This window comes from Pantoea folii (genome assembly GCF_056678875.1).
The window spans coordinates 28,874-47,289 of the sequence record NZ_JBWXON010000005.1 but is presented as its reverse complement, the minus strand read 5'-3'; the positions used below and the strand labels follow the sequence as shown (position 1 = coordinate 47,289).

Below are 18,416 nucleotides of genomic sequence, written 5' to 3'. Positions count from 1 at the left end.
TTGAGTGGCGCATCCTGAAAAGTGTCGGATAAATGAGCAACTTAGCGCGGACATCTGCTGATGTCCGGCGATAGTCTACTGCCACTGCGGGAAATGACCAGCATTGAGTGTTACAAGGGGTTATTCCTGTTCGGCATCGCGCCACAGTTTTTCCACCAGACGCTGCGCCGCCAGCGCCTGTTCACCGCTGGTTTCAGGCATCGTCTGATTTTGTACGCACTGGATAAAATGCTGTGCCGCACCGCTGAAACCACGCTGAGCAAGATGGCTTTGCCAGGAGGCTACCGGGTCGGTACGTAAGCCGCCGAGGTTCTCCTGCTGCCAGTCACGCATCTCATTAATTTCGATGTAGTCACCGTCGCAGATGGCGCTCACCACTTCGCGCTGTGTGCCGGCGCGACGATGCATACTGGTGGTGATTTGCAACGCTCCCGCCGAGAAGTGATGTTCGGCGAACAGCATCGCCCCCTCCTCATTGGTTTCAATAAAGCCCTGCTCACGCGTGAGTTTGCCCCCTGCCAGCCACAGCGCCGTATCCACCACGTGCAGGTAGTCATCCAGCAGAGTAAAGCGCAAATCCCCTGGACCCACGCTATCCGCGCGATGCTTCTCAATACGCAGTGAAGCCGCTCGCGGCATTTCCGCTTTCAACTGTTGATAGCGTGGCGCAAAGCGACGATTAAACGCCACCATCAGTTTACGTTTGCGCTTCTCTGCCAGTGCCACCAGCGCTTCCGCCTGCTGCAGGGTTTCGGCTAATGGTTTATCCACGCAAACATCTTTGCCCGCCAGCAGCAGCGCCTGCACCACTTCAAAATGACTGGCGGTGCTGCTGTGCACAAAGACCGCATCACTGGCGGCTGCCAGCGCGTCCAGCTGACTGAAATATGGCATGCGGTAGCTGTCGCAAATCGGCTGGGCTTTAGCCTGATTCGGCGAAAACGCCCCTGCCAGCTGCCAGTCGGTGGCGTGCGACAACACGGGCAACCAGGCTTTTTGCGCGATGCCGCCTAATCCAACAATACCGATACGTAGCGTCATGTTATTGCTCCTTCTGCAACAGGTGCTCCAGCTGGGATTGCAGCTGAGCCACCTGTTGTTCCAACTGCGCAACCCGGCTGACCAAATCTTCACTGTCCATCTCATCCGTGCTCGCGGCGGGTGCTTCAGCCACATCGCCGCCGAACAGATGCATATAACGGCTTTCGCGTTTACCCGGCTCACGTGCCAGACGCACCACCATCGGGCCGTCATCACGGGTGATTAAGCCGTTCAACGTTTGCTCGACCTCATTCATATCGCTGAACTCATGCAAACGTCCACTACGGGTACGTAGCTCACCCGGCGTCTGTGCGCCGCGTAAGAACAGTAGCGTCAGCACCGCCACTTCTGCGCTGTTAAGCTGCAAATTACCGAATGCAGAGTTACAGAAGCGCTGTTCATACTTACTGACGCGTTGACCGAACCCGTTATTGGAGGTGGCCAGATGCTTTTTCACCAGCTCATCAAGCTGAGATTGCACCTCCATTTCACTCAGGTTCATCACCGGTTCACGGTTGGATTTTTGATTACAGGCAGTGACCACGCCGTTAAGGGAAAGCGGATATTGATCCGGAGTAGTGACCTGTTTCTCTAACAGGCAACCGATCACACGCAGCGCCTGCGCGGATAAAGCCATCTTCATGCGGTTTTCCTTTTATTGTCCACGACGATCCGCGGTCCACTCCTGCCACGTCAGCGCGGTCAGCACGTGATCCTGCCAGCGTCCATCAATCAGCAAGTAATCTTTGGCATAACCCTCTTTCTCGAATCCGAGACGCGCCAGCAAATCACCGCTGCGCTGATTATGCGGCATATAGTTAGCCATAATGCGGTGAATGCGTTGCTGCCGCTGCATATAGCGAATCGCTGACTGCAACGCTTCAAACATCATGCCTTGCCCCTGCCACTTCTCGCCTAATGAATAACCAAGGTAACAGGCGTGAAATGAACCGCGCAGCACATTGCTAAAATTGGCGACACCGCGCACTTCATGCTCTTCCGGGTCCATCAGCACAAAATAGTAGGCTGAGCCCTGTTTGTGCATATCCGCGATCAGTCCCAGGCGTGCCTGCCAGCCCGAGGGATAGCAGTGGCTCTCGTCGCGCACCGGCTCCCAGGGTTTAAGAAAGACGCGGTTCTCTGCATAATAATCTGCCAATCGCCAGGCATCGCGCTCGTGAACTAAACGGACCACCAAACGATCGGTAGTCAGGCGCACGCGGGGTCCAGCGGAACGATAGCCAAACATCATGACTCCTGAAATCCATAACTTTAAGAAAGATGTACGCCTGAGGCGATACTTCTCACTATAACCGTCCCTTTCACTACGGTAAAACCCTCAAGACCCTGCCACGCAATTCATCCTTATCCAGGATTAATTTTTCTGCGGATTCGATGAAAAAATATCATCCTGGATACGCTGTCTTTCCCGTCAGCGCAGGCGGAAAATAGACCAACTGGTCACTTTTCTCTTCTCTTGCTCAGGATTAAGCATGTCTCGGGTAGCGCGGGCACGACGCCTCGGTAAAACATTCCTCTTAGTCGATAACATGTTGGTGGTGTTAGGCTTTTTCGTGGTATTTCCACTGATTTCTATCCATTTCGTTGAGCAACTGGGCTGGGCGGCGTTAATGGTGGGTATCGCGCTGGGTTTGCGTCAATTTGTACAGCAGGGGCTAGGCATTTTCGGCGGCGCGATTGCGGACCGTTTTGGCGCACGTCCGCTGATTGTGACGGGCATGCTGATGCGCGCAGCCGGATTTGCCTGCATGGCGCTGGCGCATCAACCCTGGATGCTGTGGCTGGCCTGTTTGCTTTCCGGCCTCGGTGGCACCTTGTTTGACCCGCCCCGCAGCGCCATGGTGGTAAAACTGGTGCGCGCTCGTGAGCGTGGTCGCTTCTTCTCGCTGCTGATGATGCAGGACAGCGCGGGAGCGGTGCTAGGGGCGCTGATTGGCAGTTGGTTGCTGGCGTGGGATTTCCGCCTGGTGTGCTGGGTGGGTGCAGCGGTGTTTGTCGCTGCGGCGATATTTAACGCCGTGTGGCTACCGGCGTGGCGCATCTCAACGGAACGCATTGCGATGCGCGAAGGTATGCAGCGTGTCTGGCAGGATAAACGTTTTCGCCTCTATGTGCTGACGTTGACCGGCTACTACATTCTGGCCGTGCAGGTCATGCTGATGCTGCCGGTGATGGTGAATCAGGTGGCTGGTGCGCCCGCCGCCGTGAAATGGATGTACGCCATCGAAGCCATGCTGTCGCTCAGCCTGCTCTATCCGCTGGCCCGCTGGAGCGAAAAACGCTTCCGCCTGGAAACCCGGCTTATGGCGGGTTTATTCCTGATGACCTTTAGCCTGCTACCTGTCGGCATGACCCAATCTCTCCCTTCGCTGTTTTTGTTAATCGGCGTGTTCTACCTGGGGTCCATCATCGCCGAACCGGCACGCGAGACGCTCAGCGCATCGTTGGCCAGTTCTCGCGCGCGGGGCAGTTACATGGGATTCAGTCGTTCAGGTCTGGCCATCGGCGGTCTGATTGGCTACTCCGGTGGCGGGTGGATGTTCGACATGGGCCAGCAATTGGCTCTGCCTGAGCTGCCCTGGATGTTGCTGAGCAGCGTTGGCATCATCACCCTGCTGGCCCTGTGGTGGCAGTTCCAGCCGCGCCCGGTGGCACCGATCATCTTCAGCAGCTAGTTTGCCCCTTCGGATGATCTCTTCCATACTTCCCGCACGTCCGAAAAAAGGGTGACCTCCGTCACCCTTAGATTTACACAGGAGAAACGGGATGAAACTCTACATCTACGATCACTGCCCTTTCTGCGTAAAAGCACGCATGATTTTTGGCTTAAAGAACCTGCCGGTTGAATTGATCGTCATGCTCAATGACGATGAGCAGATGCCAAAAAAACTCATCGGGCAGAAGATGGCGCCCATTCTGCAAAAAGCCGATGGCAGTGCGATGCCAGAGAGTATGGACATTGTCCGATTGGTGGATAAGCAGGATCGCGAGCCGCTGCTTAATGGTAAAAACAACCCCGCCATCAGCGAATGGCTGCGCCGCGTTAACGGCTATATCAATAAGCTGCTGATTCCGCGCATCGCTGATGCCTCGTTTGCGGAATTTGCCACGCCGGAAGCGCGGAGTTACTTCCGTGAGAAAAAACAGGCCAGCGTCGGAGATTTCACTGAGCTGCGTAAACACGCGCCCGGGCTGATAAAAAACATCAGTGATGACCTGCGCCAACTCGATAAGCTCATCGTCAAACCCAATGCCGTGAATGGCGAACTGTCTGAAGACGATATCAATCTGTTTCCGCTCCTGCGTTCGCTCACCTTAGTGGCTGGCATCGAATGGCCGAGTCGCGTAGCGGATTACCGCGACAATATGGCGAAGCAAACCCAGATTAACCTGCTCTCTTCCATCGCGGCATAGCCCCGTCCGATGAGAAACGCTGCGGCGTTTCTCATCCCTCTCCTGGTGACACCTGGCCCGGTTTCAGGCAGGCTATGGCTGTTTTGCCGTATCGTTCAGGATGAGGATCTATGAAAAAGGCGATGTCTGGGCTATTAGCCCTGTTTTTAGCCGTGCTGTTGAGCGGCTGTAATCAATTGACGCAATACACCATTAGCGAACAGGAAGTGAATCAAGCGCTGCAGAAGCGCAATAACTTCGAAAAAGACGTCGGCGTATCCGGGCTGGTCAATGCACACATCGTGCTCAGCGATCTCACCAGTCAGATTGGTCGTGAAGAACCCGGTAAGATTACCCTCTCCGGCAAAGCAAACATCAATGTCAGCTCGCTGTTTGGTCCGCAGCAGGCTGAGATGCAGCTGAAGATGAAAGCGCAGCCGATTTTCAATGCGCAGGAAGGCGCGATTTATCTGCATGATATTGAAATTGTCGACGCGCAAGTACAACCAGAAAAGATGGCGTCCATCATGAAAACACTGACGCCTTATCTTAATGAGTCTCTCAAACGCTACTTCAATGAGAAGCCTGCCTATGTGCTGAGCGAAGACCGTAGTAAAGGGGAAGCACTGGCGAAGAAATTTGCCAAGGGTATTGAAGTGAAACCGGGACAATTGGTGATTCCGTTTACGGATTAACCTCAACCACCGCACCTTCGGGTGCGGTTTTTGTTTCCGGCAATAAAATCCCGTGCAAACGGTTGCTCACACCCTTATGATTACTCCCCGGCCTAAACGTGCCCATTCGTTTTTTCTCAGCCGGAGCCTTTTTGAATGACAGCCCAACCCCAGCAAATCACGATTCGCCGCCCTGACGATTGGCATATCCATCTGCGCGATGGCGCGATGCTTAATGCAGTTTTGCCTTATACCAGTGCGGTCAATGGTCGTGCGATTGTCATGCCAAACCTGGTTCCACCGGTGACCAGCGTCGATGCCGCCATTGCCTATCGCGAGCGCATTATGGCTGCGCTGCCTGCAGAACACGCTTTTACGCCACTGATGACCTGCTATCTCACTGATTCCTTAGATCCGGATGAAATTGAGCGTGGCTTCCGCAACGGGACTTTTACCGCAGCGAAACTCTATCCCGCGCATGCCACCACCAACTCCAGCCACGGCGTCACCAATATTGACTCCATTGCCAGCGTGCTGGATCGTATGCAGCAGATCGGTATGCCGATGCTGGTACACGGTGAAGTCACGGATTCGCACATCGATATTTTTGACCGTGAAGCACGCTTTATCGAAACCGTGCTGGAACCGCTGCGTCAGCGTTTCCCTGCCCTGAAAGTGGTGATGGAACACATCACCACCAAAGAAGCGGCAGAATATCTGGCTGCGGGCAACGACCTGCTGGGTGCCACCATCACGCCGCAGCATTTGATGTTTAACCGCAATCACATGCTGGTGGGCGGTGTACGTCCTCATCTCTACTGCCTGCCGATTCTGAAACGCAACATTCACCAGGAAGCACTGCGCAGCCTGGTGGCCAGCGGCAATCGTCGCGTATTCCTTGGCACGGACACCGCACCACATCTGCGTCACCTTAAAGAGGCGAGCTGCGGCTGTGCCGGCGTGTTTAACGCCCCGACATCACTGCCTGCCTATGCCACGGTATTCGAAGAGTTGAATGCGCTGGAACATTTCGAAGCGTTCTGTTCAGAAAACGGTCCGAACTTCTACGGCCTGCCGCTAAATGAGGGCACACTGACGCTGGTACGTGAGTCCTGGACAGTGCAGGACACCATCAACGTGGCCGATGACACGCTGGTGCCGTTCCTGGCAGGTGAAACCCTAAACTGGCGTATCAAAGAATAATATTGCACAGCTTGCCTTTGGGATAATTTTACTGTACAAATAACCAGTATATTATCCCGGAGGCTTTTATGCGTGTTGAAATTACCGTAGCGAAAACTCAGCCCCTTCCCGCAGGTGCACTGGATGCACTCAGTGCCGAACTTACCCGTCGTATTTCCCGTGATTTTCCCGATGACGATCACCATGTCAAAGTCCGTTATGCGGGTGGCAATCAATTGAGTGTATTTGGTGGCTGTAAAGCGTCACGCGAACGCATTAGCGATATTTTACAAGAAACGTGGGAAAGCGCAGACGACTGGTTTATTACTGATTAACTGCCACTGTGCCGTTTTTGCCGGGTTTCGCCACCCGGTTTTTTTGTTTTAATTTCCCTCTCGCCAGATAAAGTCGCTGCATCTAGACTCATGTTTAACGATCCCCTATCCTTGCCTCGTCATGCTTACGGGAGGTGTTTTACATGACTACTGAAAAACCAGAAGAGGCGATGACCTTCGGTGAATTGCTGGCATTAATTGCTGAACAGCAGCGACGTTTAACGGTGCTGGAAAATGCCTTTGCCAGTTTGACGTTCTGCCTCGACGATCGCGCCAGTCAGTTACTGGTGCATAATCTGTCGCTCGAAGCGCAAAATCAGAACCACGACGCACAGTTACAGCAGCACTTTACTCGGTTGGCTGAAGAGATTCAGCGGCGTAATGGCCAGCTGCCTCCAGAAGCGCAGGCCTGAAACTGGCCTTTTTTTACTTGTCGCTGAAGCGTAAAGTTTTCCCCTAACGCCGCCGATAACTAAGGTGTAGCCACTGTCACGATTATCGAATAAAGGCCCGAAGCAGCGGGCACTTTATTATTCGACAAAAGTCGCATTCTGAACGCATTTATTATCGTTCTCTTTTTAATCGCCACACGTTTTAACTATTGTACCGCCTGTTTCATGTTATAATTGTTCCGCTAGTGCAAGAAAAGCCGCATTGAACCTCAAGAAGCACTTCGTTTAACGAGTAATAAGGAGGTTATAATGGACAGAAATAAAGACGTCATTCAGACTCATCCGCTGGTTGGATGGGACATCAGTACCGTAGACAGTTATGACGCCATGATGATCCGCCTGCACTCGCTATCATCGCAGGATCAGAAAGAAGAAGAAGCTGACGTGGGACCCACCTACTGGCTGACTACCGACGTAGCCAGACAGTTCATCTCGATACTCGAAGCTGGCATTGCAAAGATTGAGTCCACAGAGCAATACCTACGCGATAATCAAAAGCACTAATTTCTTACTTCGCGTGAAAGGGCACCCAATAGGGTGCCTTTTTCATGGGCACGATTTTTTTGCTATGCTGTTGAAAAATTTCGTCGTTTGGCAGGAGTGATGTGGTTATGGTTTATGATCTGATTGTGGTGGGCAGCGGATCGGTGGGAGCCGCCGCCGGTTTTTACGCAACCCAGGCAGGCTTATCGGTATTGATGATTGATAGTGCCCATCCTCCGCACAGCCAGGGCACACACCACGGTGAAACACGCCTGATCCGCCATGCCTATGGCGAAGGTGAACGCTATGTCCCGCTGGTGCTGCGCGCACAAACCTTGTGGGATGAGCTGGAACGTCAGAGCGGTGAACGCATTATGCATCGAAGCGGCATCCTCAATCTGGCCCCCCTCACTTCCTCATTTATCCAAAATGTCATCGACAGCGCCAAAACCTATCAACTGGAAGTAAAAATCCTGCAGGCAGACGAAGTGCGCAAGCGCTGGCCGCAGATCTCTGTGCCCGACGGCTACATTGGGGTATTCGAACCTCACTCCGGCTTCCTGAAATGTGAGCAGGCGGTTCGTAGCTGGATACAGCTGGCTGAACAGGCGGGCTGCGCACAACTGTTTAATTGCCCGGTGAGTGAGATCGCACGCGATGGTGACTTGCAGCAAGTCACTACCCGCGACGGCGTGTTTCGCGCGCGTAAATTATTGGTCAGTGCCGGAACCTGGGTGAGTGAGCTGGTAAAAGATTTGCCAGTACAACCGGTGCGTAAAGTCTTTGCCTGGTATCAGGCAGATGGACGTTATAGCGAGAACAACCAATTTCCTGGCTTCACGGTGGAGATGCCTGATGGCAGTCACTTTTATGGCTTCCCTGCCGACAACAATGCATTAAAAGTGGGACGTCACGATGGCGGGCAGCTGATGCAGAAACCCGAAGATCGTAAACCTTTCGGCAGTATCGCTGCAGACGGCAGCGAAGCCTTCAGTTTCCTGCGTCAGTTCTTACCAGGGGTTGGCGTTTGCTTACACGGTGAGGCCTGCAGTTATGACAACACATCTGATGAAGACTTTATTATAGATACCCTTCCAGGCGAGCCAAATCGATTAATTATTACCGGCTTGAGTGGACACGGATTTAAATTTGCCAGCGTATTAGGTGAACTTGCCAGTGAATTTGCCCAGGATAAGCCCTTCTCCTTTGACCTGAAGCCGTTTTCACTTTCGCGCTTTGCTTAACGTTGTCTCGCTGGCGCCTCAGGCGCCAGCGTTATATTGACGCAAGCTTACATTAATAGTTCTTTCCTGACATTTTAGCGTTAAGATTGCCGCATTAGGTGTAGCAATATTCAATTCAATTTTATTTCCCCGCCACCTATACAGCCATCGTCAATATTTCTGACGCAGACATCGATATAAACGCACAATTTCCGAATGTCTTTTTAAATTTTATAGAAAGGTAAGCTTAATTGCTTTCATATTTCAAAGTATGGATGCTTATTACCACCTATTTCCAGATATGGATTCACTTTTATGTGGCGTAACTCCAGACAACATTTCGGGCTAATGACCATTATGTTGCATTGGCTGATGGCGCTGGTCATTTACGGCATGTTTGCGCTGGGTCTGTGGATGGTCGGATTGGGATATTACGATGGCTGGTATCACAGCGCCCCGGAAATCCACAAAGGCATTGGCATGCTCCTATTTGCCACATTACTGCTGCGCCTTGGCTGGCGTGTTATTTCTCCCCCACCCGCACTCTTACCACACTATTCTCCCTTAATTCGCCGCTCCGCCAGCCTGGCTCACGGGCTGTTGTATGGCTTGTTGTTGCTGCTACTGGTAAGCGGCTACCTGATATCGACCGCCGATGGCAAAGCTATCTCTGTGTTCGGATGGTTCGAAGTGCCCGCCCTGTTAAGTGGAGCAGGTGAACAGGCTGATTTGGCTGGCGATCTGCATTTGTGGCTGGCCTGGGGATTAGTGCTGTTTTCCGCGCTGCATGGGCTGGCGGCATTAAAACACCATTTTATTGATCGAGACGTCACATTGAAAAGGATGCTGGGTTACCACATCCCGTTAACCTCTGAAAAGGAGAAGTAAAATGCTCAAGAAGACGCTACTGACACTGAGTGCCGCCAGTCTGTTAGGCACCAGTTTGCTGGCCAGCGCAGCAGACTATAAATTTGATAAAGAAGGCCAGCACGCCTTCGTACAGTTCCGTATTCAGCACCTGGGTTATAGCTGGTTATACGGCACGTTTAAGGATTTTGACGGGACTTTCAGCTTTGACGAAGCTAACCCTGCGAGCGATAAGGTTAGCGTCACGCTGAACACCGCCAGCCTCGACACTAACCATGCCGAACGCGACAAGCATATTCGCAGTGCCGATTTTCTTAACACTGCCAAATTCCCACAAGCCACCTTTGCCTCAACCGCAGTGAAAAAAGAGGGCAAAGAGTACAAGATCACGGGTGACCTGACGCTCAACGGCGTGACAAAGCCGATCACGCTGGACGCCCGACTGCTGGGCGAAGGTAAAGATCCCTGGGGTGGCTATCGTGCCGGCTTTGAAGCTCACGGTGAAATTGTGTTGAAGGAATTCAATATTACTAAAGATCTTGGACCGGCATCGCAGAAAGCAGAGCTGATTATTTCTGTGGAAGGTGTGCGGCAGTAAGGCAGAGCCAGCCTGAGATCATGTGACTTCAGGCTGGATGTCGTTTACTTTTTCTCTGGCGCGGGGATCGCCATCGTCATATTGAGTAAACCACGCGACTTGTTGAACACTTTATTACCGTTTTCACGGCCTGCGCGGCGTGAACGCTGCTCTTCCGGTGTTAATGTCGCCTCTTCCATGCACAGCGGGCTGCAGCAGTTGTGGTATTTCTCCGCACAGCTCGGGCACTGAATGAACAGCAGATGGCATCCGTCATTGACGCAGTTAGTGTGACTATCGCACGGCACGCCGCACTGGTGGCAACTCGAGAGAATATCGTCAGAAATACGTTCGCCCATACGTTCATCAAACACAAAGTTTTTACCTTTGAAACGGACAGGCAAACCCTGCTCACGCGCACGGCGGGTATATTCAATGATGCCGCCTTCAATGTGGTAAACATCATTGAAGCCTTTGTGTTTCATCCACGCACTGGCTTTTTCGCAGCGGATCCCGCCGGTACAGTACATGACAATCTTTTTGTCTTTATGCTCCTGCAGCATATCCACGGCCATCGGCAGCTGATCGCGGAAGGTGTCGGCCGGGACTTCCATCGCCTGATCGAAGTGGCCCACTTCGAATTCGTAGTGATTACGCATGTCGACAAACACCGCATCGGGATCATCCAGCATCGCATTGACGTCTGCGGCTTTTAAATAGGCACCGACATCGCTGGCATCAAAGCTTTCATCTTCAATGCCATCGGCCACAATGCGCTCACGAACTTTCAGGCGCAGTACCCAGAAAGATTTGCCATCATCGTCCAGCGCAATGTTCATTCGCAGGTTATTTAACGCCGGGTCAAACGCATACAGTGCAGTTTTCATGGCTTCGTACTGGCTGGCAGGAACGCTGATTTGCGCGTTGATCCCCTCTTTTGCCACGTAGACGCGTCCAAAGACCTTGAGCTTTGTTAGCGCAATGTAGAGGGCATCACGGAAGACTTTCGGGTCGGCAATCTGGAAGTACTTGTAAAAAGAGACTGTGGTACGCGGCTCGTTTTCAGCCAGCATACGTTCTTTCAGCTCTTTATTGGAAACAAGGTTATGTAACACTGGCATGGTGTTCGATCCTGTTAGCAATCAGAGAAATTTAGCGCGCACATGATACCTGAATTCCGCTCGATGCAAAGCCCCTGGTCAGATAATCCTGAATGGCGTGATTACCGACGCAATTCTCCGCCGCAGTTGTAGATTAATGCGCAATCTGACTGCCTTACACCCGCCTGCAGGCTATGCTTGATTTCAGTCAGCACGAAAAAATGGCATAATAACGACAAATAACAGAAACCGGACTCTCTGGCACAAGACGCAGGATACTGACATTTCCATGACTCAACTTCCCCAATTTTCCCGTGAACTTCTTCACCCGCGTTACTGGCTGACCTGGATAGGTATCGGCTTTCTTTATTTGCTGGTGTTACTTCCTTACCCGGTGCTGCATACGATTGGCTGTGGCCTGGGCCGCATTGCCATGCGCTTCTTAAAACGTCGTGTGGAAGTCGCGCAACGTAACCTGGAACTCTGTTTTCCGGATATGCCTACCAGCGAACGTGAAGCCATGGTGAAGCACAACTTTGAATCGGTTGGCATGGGGCTGATTGAAACCGGTATGGCGTGGTTCTGGCCTGACTGGCGTATTCAAAAATGGGTGGCCACTTCCGGGCTCGAACATGTCAGCCATGCGCTTGCGGAAAAACGCGGCATTTTATTGATTGGCATGCATTTCCTGACGCTGGAGCTGGGTGCTCGCGTGTTTGGCATGCACAACCCAGGCATTGGCGTTTACCGGCCGAATGACAATAAGCTCATCGACTGGCTGCAAACCTGGGGACGCATGCGCTCAAATAAGAGCATGCTGGATCGCAAAGATCTCAAAGGCATGATTCGCGCCATGAAGAACAACGACATCATCTGGTACGCGCCTGATCATGATTATGGCCCGCGCAGTAGCGTGTTTGCCCCGTTCTTTGCCGTGCAGGATGCGGCAACCACCACGGGCACGCATATGTTGATTCGATTGGGCAATCCCAGCGTGATCCCGTTTCTCGCCCGCCGCCTGCCCAACGGACGCGGTTATGAGCTTAAAATGATGCCTGACATTCGCCATAAGTTCTCGCTCGAGAATGAACTCGATACCGCTATCGTGATGAATAAAGTGGTTGAAGAAACCGTTCTGTTGGCACCAGAGCAGTACATGTGGTTGCACCGCCGTTTTAAAACCCGCCCTGAAGGTCAACCATCGCTGTATTAATGTGATGTGGAGCACAGTCTGTGCTCCACGCTTTCCTGAAGAAATTTGCGTTATTTCACGACGATAGTCTGTCAATTTTAGTCAAACCGGACCAGTCTGAATTCAGGCTGATGGCATTGTTAGGTCCAGCTTTAACTTAATCCATGGAGCAGAATAACCTGTAGAAATGCAGAATATTAATCTTTGTTAACGAAATGTAAACACTAAAATGCGCATCTCTTTGAATTCTCATCCAGCAGCATCAAAAAGCTTCATCAATTGAAACAGGTGGCCACGGATCTAATTTTCACGCATTCCAGGCCTATTCCTATTTAATATTGCTGAATGCTTTTGCTCCGCTTATCAATCCAGTAAAATTAACTTACATAACAAGGTATTGTCTTAGTCCACCCCCTTTATATTCTGTTTCTACAAAAGAAGAGCTATGCTTATTCCTTTCTGGAATTTGTTAGCGAAATCGATTCCAGTTAATTTCAACCGTGACAGTTAGCCAAATAACTGCCCTTCTAAAAATATAAAAAGATTACACACAGCAAATATATCGCAGGAACCTATAATATGAATAAAGGCATCTATTACTACGTGACAATCAGTACTGATCAAGAGGGCTACCACCTCTTGCATCGGAAAGAGTGTAAACGTCTACCCGTTAAGGAGGATATGGTTTTTATCGGTACGCTCTATAATTTAAATCAGGCTTTATCAACCGCTCGTATTAATTTTAAAAAGGTGAAACCCTGTATTAAATGCTGCATTCGTTACTCTGCTCCTATTATTCGCGAGTCAGTACGTCCTGTACTGCATTTCCCGCAAAAGATGATCTAAACGGTTTGGGCGGTTGAATTGCATTCATCCGCCCGCCGTTATTCTATGCCTGCCCTGCACACTTCCATTTTTCGTCTATTCTTCTGTGAAATCCCTTTCAACAGACATGGAGTTCATTATGAGCTTGTACAGCACGCTTGAAGAAGCTATCGACGCCGCACGCGAGGAGTTTCTCGCCAGCCAGACGGATGTGCACGAGGACGATGCCAGCGTGAGCCAGTTCTCGCTACAAAAGTACGTGATGCAGGATGGTGACATCATGTGGCAGGCAGAGTTCTTTGACGGTGAAGATGAGCAAGGTGAATGCCTGCCGATCTGCAGCGGCGAAGCAGCCCAGGCGATATTTGACGGCGATTTCGATGAGGTGGAACTGCGTCAGGAGTGGCAGTCGGAAAACACCCTGCACGAGTGGGATGAAGGGGAATTCCAGCTGGAGCCACCACGTGATCTCGAAGAGGGTGAAGCTGCGGCTGAGGAATGGGAAGATGACGATAGCCCATCGGATAAATGGGCGTAAGCGTTACTCGTAAGGGCCGTGGCTGGCATCGACGGGCAGCAACAGCGTATCCATCACCAGCGAGAGTGGCAGATCAAGGATGGTCAGCACGCGCCATGGCCCGTCACGCACATCCCATTGCACACCGGGATAATACTGGCTGCCATGTCCCTGTCCCGGGACGGTTCGGCTGATAATACTGCCGCAGCCGCTCAACACGAGTGTGGTGGCACACAATAGGGTTAATTTAAGGAAATAATTCACAACATTTACTCACAATGAACTGGCGTTAGTTTAACCGGGTCACGGGTGGAATAACTACACCTGTGCGCGTAAAGATTGTGTTAGTCAGAATGTTGGCAAAAAAAAGCGGCATCGCTGCCGCTTTTAGGTTTTCGAGGTTAGCGCTGTGGAAGCGCCTCAGGATTGAGTGTCAATTTCTGATAACTCTCCACCCATTGATGATATTTCTCTGCACTTTCCCACAGGCGTGAGTGCACGCGCGCCAGCACTACTGGGTCACTGATGAGCTGCAAACGCTGCTCGCGGTTCAGTTTCTCAGGCGCATCGCTCAGTGCCTGATCGACACGGCGGTCGCGTGCATGATCCAGCAACGCACTCTGTTTGTGACGCGACGTGGCCATTGCGGTTGCCAGTGCATTGAATGCCGGGTTGAACAAGGCATGCATAAAGCCATTCTTCAACGCCCGCTCGCGGTTCAACTGCAGGTAGTGATCGGTATCAACCAGCTCTTTTGGTGGTTCATACTCTTCCGGGATAAGGAACAGCTTCGCATTCTTACTCTTCTGTCCCACCGTTGCACGGCTCGACATCACCGACACAAACGGCGACAGAATCAGTGAGAACACAATCGGCGCCAGCCACCATAAGAAGTTCAGATCGAGCACACCCATACCGGCCGCCCAAACGATACCTAACAGCATCTGAGAACCATGACGACGGAAAGCTTCGCCCCATGGTGTAGCATCGTCATCACGCTGCGGTGAGTTCCACACCACTTCCCAGCCGAGGAACGCGCTGACCACGAATACCGTGTGGAACAGCATACGCACCGGTGCCAGCAACACCGAGAACAGCATTTCCAGAATCAGCGAGCAGAACAGTCGAATGGCACCACCGTATGGTTTGGCACCTTTGAACCAGATCAACACCACACTGAGCAGCTTCGGCAGGAACAGCAGTACCAACGTGGTAGAGAATAGCGCGATCGCCAAATCAGGACGCCACTGCGGCCACACCGGGAACAGCTGGCGCGGTTGCAGGAAGTAGGTCGGTTCCATCAGCGTATGTACCACCTGCAACGCGGTGGACAAGGCGAGGAACATAAACCACAACGGTGCTGACAGATAAGACATCACACCGGTCAGGAACACCGCACGGTGAACCGGGTGCATCCCCTTCACCAGGAACAGACGGAAGTTCATCAGGTTACCGTGGCACCAGCGACGGTCACGCTTCAGTTCATCCAGCAGGTTCGGCGGCAGTTCCTCGTAAGAGCCCGGCAGATCATAGGCGATCCACACCCCCCAACCGGCACGGCGCATCAGCGCGGCTTCAACGAAGTCATGTGACAGAATTGAACCGGCAAAAGAACCTTCACCAGGCAGCGGTGCTAACGCACAGTGCTCGATGAACGGCTGAACACGGATGATGGCGTTATGGCCCCAGTAGTGCGATTCGCCCAACTGCCAGAAGTGCAGACCGGCGGTAAACAGCGGGCCATAGACGCGGGTCGCGAACTGCTGACAACGCGCATACAGCGTGTCCATGCCTGACGCTTTTGGCGACGACTGGATAATACCGGCGTTCGGATTGGCTTCCATCATGCGCACCAGTCCGGTGAGACACTCACCGCTCATCACGCTGTCAGCATCCAGCACCACCATGTAGCTGTAATTGCTGCCCCAGCGACGGCAGAAGTCATCGATGTTACCGCTTTTACGCTTCACACGACGACGGCGACGGCGATAGAAAATCTTGCCTGCGCCTCCGACATCACGCACCAGCTCCATCCAGGCTTTCTGCTCAGCGATGGCGATATCGGCATCGTAGCTGTCGCTCAGGATATAGACATCGAAGTGCTCGGCATTACCTGTGCGCTGCACCGATTCCCAGGTGGCACGCAGACCGGCGAATACGCGTTCAACGTCTTCGTTACAGATCGGCATGATCAGCGCAGTACGATGCTCCGGATTGAGCGGCTCATCACCCGTGGTCGAATACGAAATGCTGTATTTGTCGCGACCCATCATCAACTGCAGGAAGCCCATCAACGCGGTCCAGAAACCAGCGGACACCCAGCAGAACAGAATGGCAAACAGGAACAATATCCCGGTTTGCAAAATGTAAGGCAGGATCAGCTCTACCGACTGCAGCCAGTTCTGGTTAAACAACTCGATAGGATCGAGCAGCGTCCAGCCCTGATATGGCAGAATGGTTTTCATGTACCAGGTCGCCACTACCGTCTGTAAAATCGTCAGAATCAGCAGGACATAACGGCGCATAGAACCGACATGACGCCACTTATCTTCGGTCTTTTGCTCTTCCGCTGTGGCATAACGCGGCGTGGATTTTTTCCCACGCACAGAATCCCATGCACGCGCGATCGGGTTGGTGCGCCAGATCTCAGGGAACATCAGCGAGCGCTTCACTTTAGGCATCGCCTTCAGCGTGGTGCGGTCGAGATAATCCTTACTGAGTTGTTGACCCTCGGCCAGTGAATCCGGCCAGGCCATCTGTACGCGTGATGACACCGATTTTAGCGGCGCATCATCCGGGCGATCGCTGGCGGCAACATCTTGCCCCAGCGCCGTATGAATAGCGTGGAACGCCTGTGCATTCTGTAACGAATCACTCAGACGAGCGCGCCCCGCCGCATCAAGCGGCAGGGCCTCCACGTAAGATTGAGGTAAAAAAGTCGATTTATTCATTGGCAGGTAGCTGATAGCTCCAGGTTTCCGTCAATGTCTTGTCGCCGCTCACCAGCGCCGCACGCATTTCGGTCGGCTGCTTGTTATCTTTCACGCGCAGACGCAATACCAAACGCCAGCCTTTGGTCACCGGGTTGTAGCGTACACTCTGCTCAACCACGTCGGCATTGTTGCCTACACTGACCTGAGGCGCGACCTGAGTATTGTCCGGCAGTTTGCTCATCGCTTTACCGACGAAGTCGATGGTAAAGGCAATTGAGCCATCCGGCTGACGTACCAGGTTAGACTGCTTCACATCACCCGCAGAACGCAGCGTGTTTTTCACCCATGCCACATCATCCTGATGCAGTTGGTTTTCATCACGCGTGAAGTGCAGACGATATTGGAAATTCATCTCTTTGCCCGGCTCTGGCAATTTCTCAGGCGTCCAGAAAGCCACGATGTTGTCGTTGGTTTCATCCGCTGTCGGGATTTCGACCAGTTCGACACGGCCTTTACCCCAGTCACCCTGTGGCTCAACCCAACCGCTTGGACGCAGATCGTAGCGATCGTCGAGATCCTGGTAATGGCTGAAATCACGGCCACGCTGCAGCAATCCGAACCCTTTCGGATTTTCGATGGTAAAGGTGCTCACCGCCAGGTGTTTCGGGTTGTTCAGCGGACGCCAAATCCACTCACCGTTGCCCGCGTGAATGGACAGCCCATTCGAGTCATGTAACTCGTTACGGAAATTGGTCACCGGTGAAGGCTGGTTAGCACCAAACAGGAACATGCTGGTCAGTGGTGCCACGCCCAGTTTGCCGACGTTGTCACGCAGGTAAACCTTAGACTGCACATCCACCGTCGACTCTTTGCCCGGTTTGATAATGAAGCGATAAGCACCGGACGCACGTGGCGAATCCAGCAGTGCATAGATCACCAGCTGCTTGTCCTGAGGTTTTGGACGTTCAATCCAGAACTCTTTAAAGCGCGGGAACTCTTCACCTGATGGCAGTGCAGTATCAATCGCTAAGCCGCGCGCTGAAAGACCATACACCTGACCTTCGCCAATCACGCGGAAATAGCTGGCGCCCAGGAAACTGGTGATTTCGTCGTCTTTACCCTTTTTGTTTAGAGGATACAGTACTTTGAATCCGGCAAACCCGAGGTTCTTGACGGAATCAGCATCGTGTTTCACGTTGCCGAAGTTGAAATAGTCAGGGTTATATTTGATTTCACGTACTGATGAGGCGGTGACTTCATTAATTTTCACCGGCGTATCGAAATACATGCCCTGATGGTAAAACTCGAGCTTAAACGGCGTGCGCAGTTTGCCCCAGTATGCTTTGTCGTGGTTAAACTGGATCTGCTGATAATCCGCAAATTTCATATCACGAAACTGAGAGGGTAAATTGCTCTTCGGCGCTTCGTAACCTTTCCCTGCCAGCGCCTTGGCTTGTTTTGCCACATCATCAATGTTGAACGCCCAGCTATTGTTGGCGTACAACGCCAGCAGAACTGCCGCGCCTACCCAGCGCATTTTTACCAGTCCCACTTTTTTATTCACTTTATTTAGCACATCCCCCCCTTTCGTGTGCTCAGAT

The 18,416-nt window shown here is 52.3% G+C and carries 20 protein-coding genes; 13 read left to right on the top strand and 7 right to left on the bottom strand.

The window, feature by feature from the left end:
- Nucleotides 1-120: 120 nt before the first annotated feature.
- Genes AC1MDE_RS08000 through rimJ form a run of 3 tightly spaced genes read right to left on the bottom strand, consistent with a single transcriptional unit; the run spans nucleotide 121 to nucleotide 2,290 of the window.
- Nucleotides 121-1,041, bottom strand: coding sequence for a Gfo/Idh/MocA family protein (locus AC1MDE_RS08000; RefSeq protein ID WP_479414609.1), 921 nt, complete (start codon nucleotides 1,039-1,041; stop codon nucleotides 121-123).
- A 1-nt stretch (nucleotide 1,042) separates the two neighbouring features.
- Nucleotides 1,043-1,684, bottom strand: a complete 642-nt coding sequence (locus AC1MDE_RS07995; RefSeq protein ID WP_034820121.1) for a DUF480 domain-containing protein — start codon at nucleotides 1,682-1,684, stop codon at nucleotides 1,043-1,045.
- Nucleotides 1,685-1,696: 12 nt separating this feature from the next.
- A complete protein-coding gene (gene rimJ, locus AC1MDE_RS07990) occupies nucleotides 1,697-2,290 on the bottom strand; it encodes a ribosomal protein S5-alanine N-acetyltransferase (RefSeq protein ID WP_034820126.1) in 594 nt (197 codons plus the stop codon).
- Between the two features lie 244 nt (nucleotides 2,291-2,534).
- Between rimJ and mdtH the strand changes: the two genes are divergently transcribed.
- The 10 genes from mdtH to AC1MDE_RS07940 all read left to right on the top strand — a co-directional run bounded on the left by mdtH (nucleotide 2,535) and on the right by AC1MDE_RS07940 (nucleotide 10,269).
- Complete coding sequence (gene mdtH / locus AC1MDE_RS07985) at nucleotides 2,535-3,737, top strand: multidrug efflux MFS transporter MdtH (protein ID WP_479414610.1); 1,203 nt, start codon at nucleotides 2,535-2,537, stop codon at nucleotides 3,735-3,737.
- 91 nt (nucleotides 3,738-3,828) lie between these two features.
- Nucleotides 3,829-4,476, top strand: a complete 648-nt coding sequence (gene grxB / locus AC1MDE_RS07980) for a glutaredoxin 2 (protein WP_058959598.1) — start codon at nucleotides 3,829-3,831, stop codon at nucleotides 4,474-4,476.
- A gap of 110 nt (nucleotides 4,477-4,586) precedes the next feature.
- Entirely contained in the window at nucleotides 4,587-5,150 is a 564-nt protein-coding gene (locus tag AC1MDE_RS07975) for a lipoprotein (RefSeq protein ID WP_038647632.1), read from the top strand.
- Nucleotides 5,151-5,285: 135 nt separating this feature from the next.
- On the top strand, nucleotides 5,286-6,332 hold the full coding sequence (gene pyrC / locus AC1MDE_RS07970) for a dihydroorotase (protein WP_058959599.1): 1,047 nt from the start codon (nucleotides 5,286-5,288) through the stop codon (nucleotides 6,330-6,332).
- Between the two features lie 68 nt (nucleotides 6,333-6,400).
- Nucleotides 6,401-6,646, top strand: coding sequence for a DNA damage-inducible protein I (gene dinI, locus AC1MDE_RS07965; protein WP_034820137.1), 246 nt, complete (start codon nucleotides 6,401-6,403; stop codon nucleotides 6,644-6,646).
- Between the two features lie 143 nt (nucleotides 6,647-6,789).
- Nucleotides 6,790-7,059, top strand: coding sequence for a hypothetical protein (locus AC1MDE_RS07960; RefSeq protein ID WP_034820140.1), 270 nt, complete (start codon nucleotides 6,790-6,792; stop codon nucleotides 7,057-7,059).
- Nucleotides 7,060-7,347: 288 nt separating this feature from the next.
- Nucleotides 7,348-7,602 (top strand): biofilm formation regulator BssS, encoded by a 255-nt coding sequence (gene bssS / locus AC1MDE_RS07955; RefSeq protein ID WP_013508627.1) that lies wholly within the window; start codon nucleotides 7,348-7,350, stop codon nucleotides 7,600-7,602.
- 107 nt (nucleotides 7,603-7,709) lie between these two features.
- Nucleotides 7,710-8,825: an N-methyl-L-tryptophan oxidase gene (gene solA, locus AC1MDE_RS07950; protein WP_058959600.1), complete on the top strand. Its 1,116-nt coding sequence runs from the start codon at nucleotides 7,710-7,712 to the stop codon at nucleotides 8,823-8,825.
- A 294-nt stretch (nucleotides 8,826-9,119) separates the two neighbouring features.
- Nucleotides 9,120-9,692, top strand: coding sequence for a cytochrome b (locus AC1MDE_RS07945; RefSeq protein WP_479414611.1), 573 nt, complete (start codon nucleotides 9,120-9,122; stop codon nucleotides 9,690-9,692).
- Nucleotide 9,693: 1 nt separating this feature from the next.
- Nucleotides 9,694-10,269, top strand: coding sequence for a YceI family protein (locus tag AC1MDE_RS07940; protein WP_479398269.1), 576 nt, complete (start codon nucleotides 9,694-9,696; stop codon nucleotides 10,267-10,269).
- A 44-nt stretch (nucleotides 10,270-10,313) separates the two neighbouring features.
- On the opposite strand, the gene trhO is transcribed toward AC1MDE_RS07940, so the two are convergent.
- Nucleotides 10,314-11,369: an oxygen-dependent tRNA uridine(34) hydroxylase TrhO gene (trhO, locus tag AC1MDE_RS07935; RefSeq protein WP_058959603.1), complete on the bottom strand. Its 1,056-nt coding sequence runs from the start codon at nucleotides 11,367-11,369 to the stop codon at nucleotides 10,314-10,316.
- Between the two features lie 268 nt (nucleotides 11,370-11,637).
- Here trhO and AC1MDE_RS07930 point away from each other — a divergent pair, with 268 nt between their 5' ends.
- The 3 genes from AC1MDE_RS07930 (at nucleotide 11,638) to AC1MDE_RS07920 (ending at nucleotide 13,903) form a co-directional block, all read left to right on the top strand.
- The gene (locus AC1MDE_RS07930; RefSeq protein ID WP_034820169.1) at nucleotides 11,638-12,561 is read left to right on the top strand and encodes a Kdo(2)-lipid IV(A) acyltransferase; all 924 of its coding nucleotides are present in this window, start codon (nucleotides 11,638-11,640) and stop codon (nucleotides 12,559-12,561) included.
- Nucleotides 12,562-13,119: 558 nt separating this feature from the next.
- A complete protein-coding gene (locus AC1MDE_RS07925; protein WP_034820172.1) occupies nucleotides 13,120-13,386 on the top strand; it encodes a hypothetical protein in 267 nt (88 codons plus the stop codon).
- A gap of 118 nt (nucleotides 13,387-13,504) precedes the next feature.
- Entirely contained in the window at nucleotides 13,505-13,903 is a 399-nt protein-coding gene (locus tag AC1MDE_RS07920; protein WP_034820175.1) for a MysB family protein, read from the top strand.
- Between the two features lie 3 nt (nucleotides 13,904-13,906).
- Here the strand turns inward: AC1MDE_RS07920 and AC1MDE_RS07915 are convergent, their stop codons facing one another.
- The 3 genes from AC1MDE_RS07915 to AC1MDE_RS07905 form a co-directional block, all read right to left on the bottom strand.
- Nucleotides 13,907-14,146: a YceK/YidQ family lipoprotein gene (locus AC1MDE_RS07915; RefSeq protein ID WP_211727775.1), complete on the bottom strand. Its 240-nt coding sequence runs from the start codon at nucleotides 14,144-14,146 to the stop codon at nucleotides 13,907-13,909.
- A gap of 137 nt (nucleotides 14,147-14,283) precedes the next feature.
- A complete protein-coding gene (gene mdoH, locus AC1MDE_RS07910; RefSeq protein ID WP_058959607.1) occupies nucleotides 14,284-16,833 on the bottom strand; it encodes a glucans biosynthesis glucosyltransferase MdoH in 2,550 nt (849 codons plus the stop codon).
- A complete protein-coding gene (locus AC1MDE_RS07905) occupies nucleotides 16,826-18,361 on the bottom strand; it encodes a glucan biosynthesis protein G (protein ID WP_182058499.1) in 1,536 nt (511 codons plus the stop codon). The genes mdoH and AC1MDE_RS07905 overlap by 8 nt, the downstream gene beginning before the upstream one ends.
- Nucleotides 18,362-18,416 lie beyond the last annotated feature (55 nt).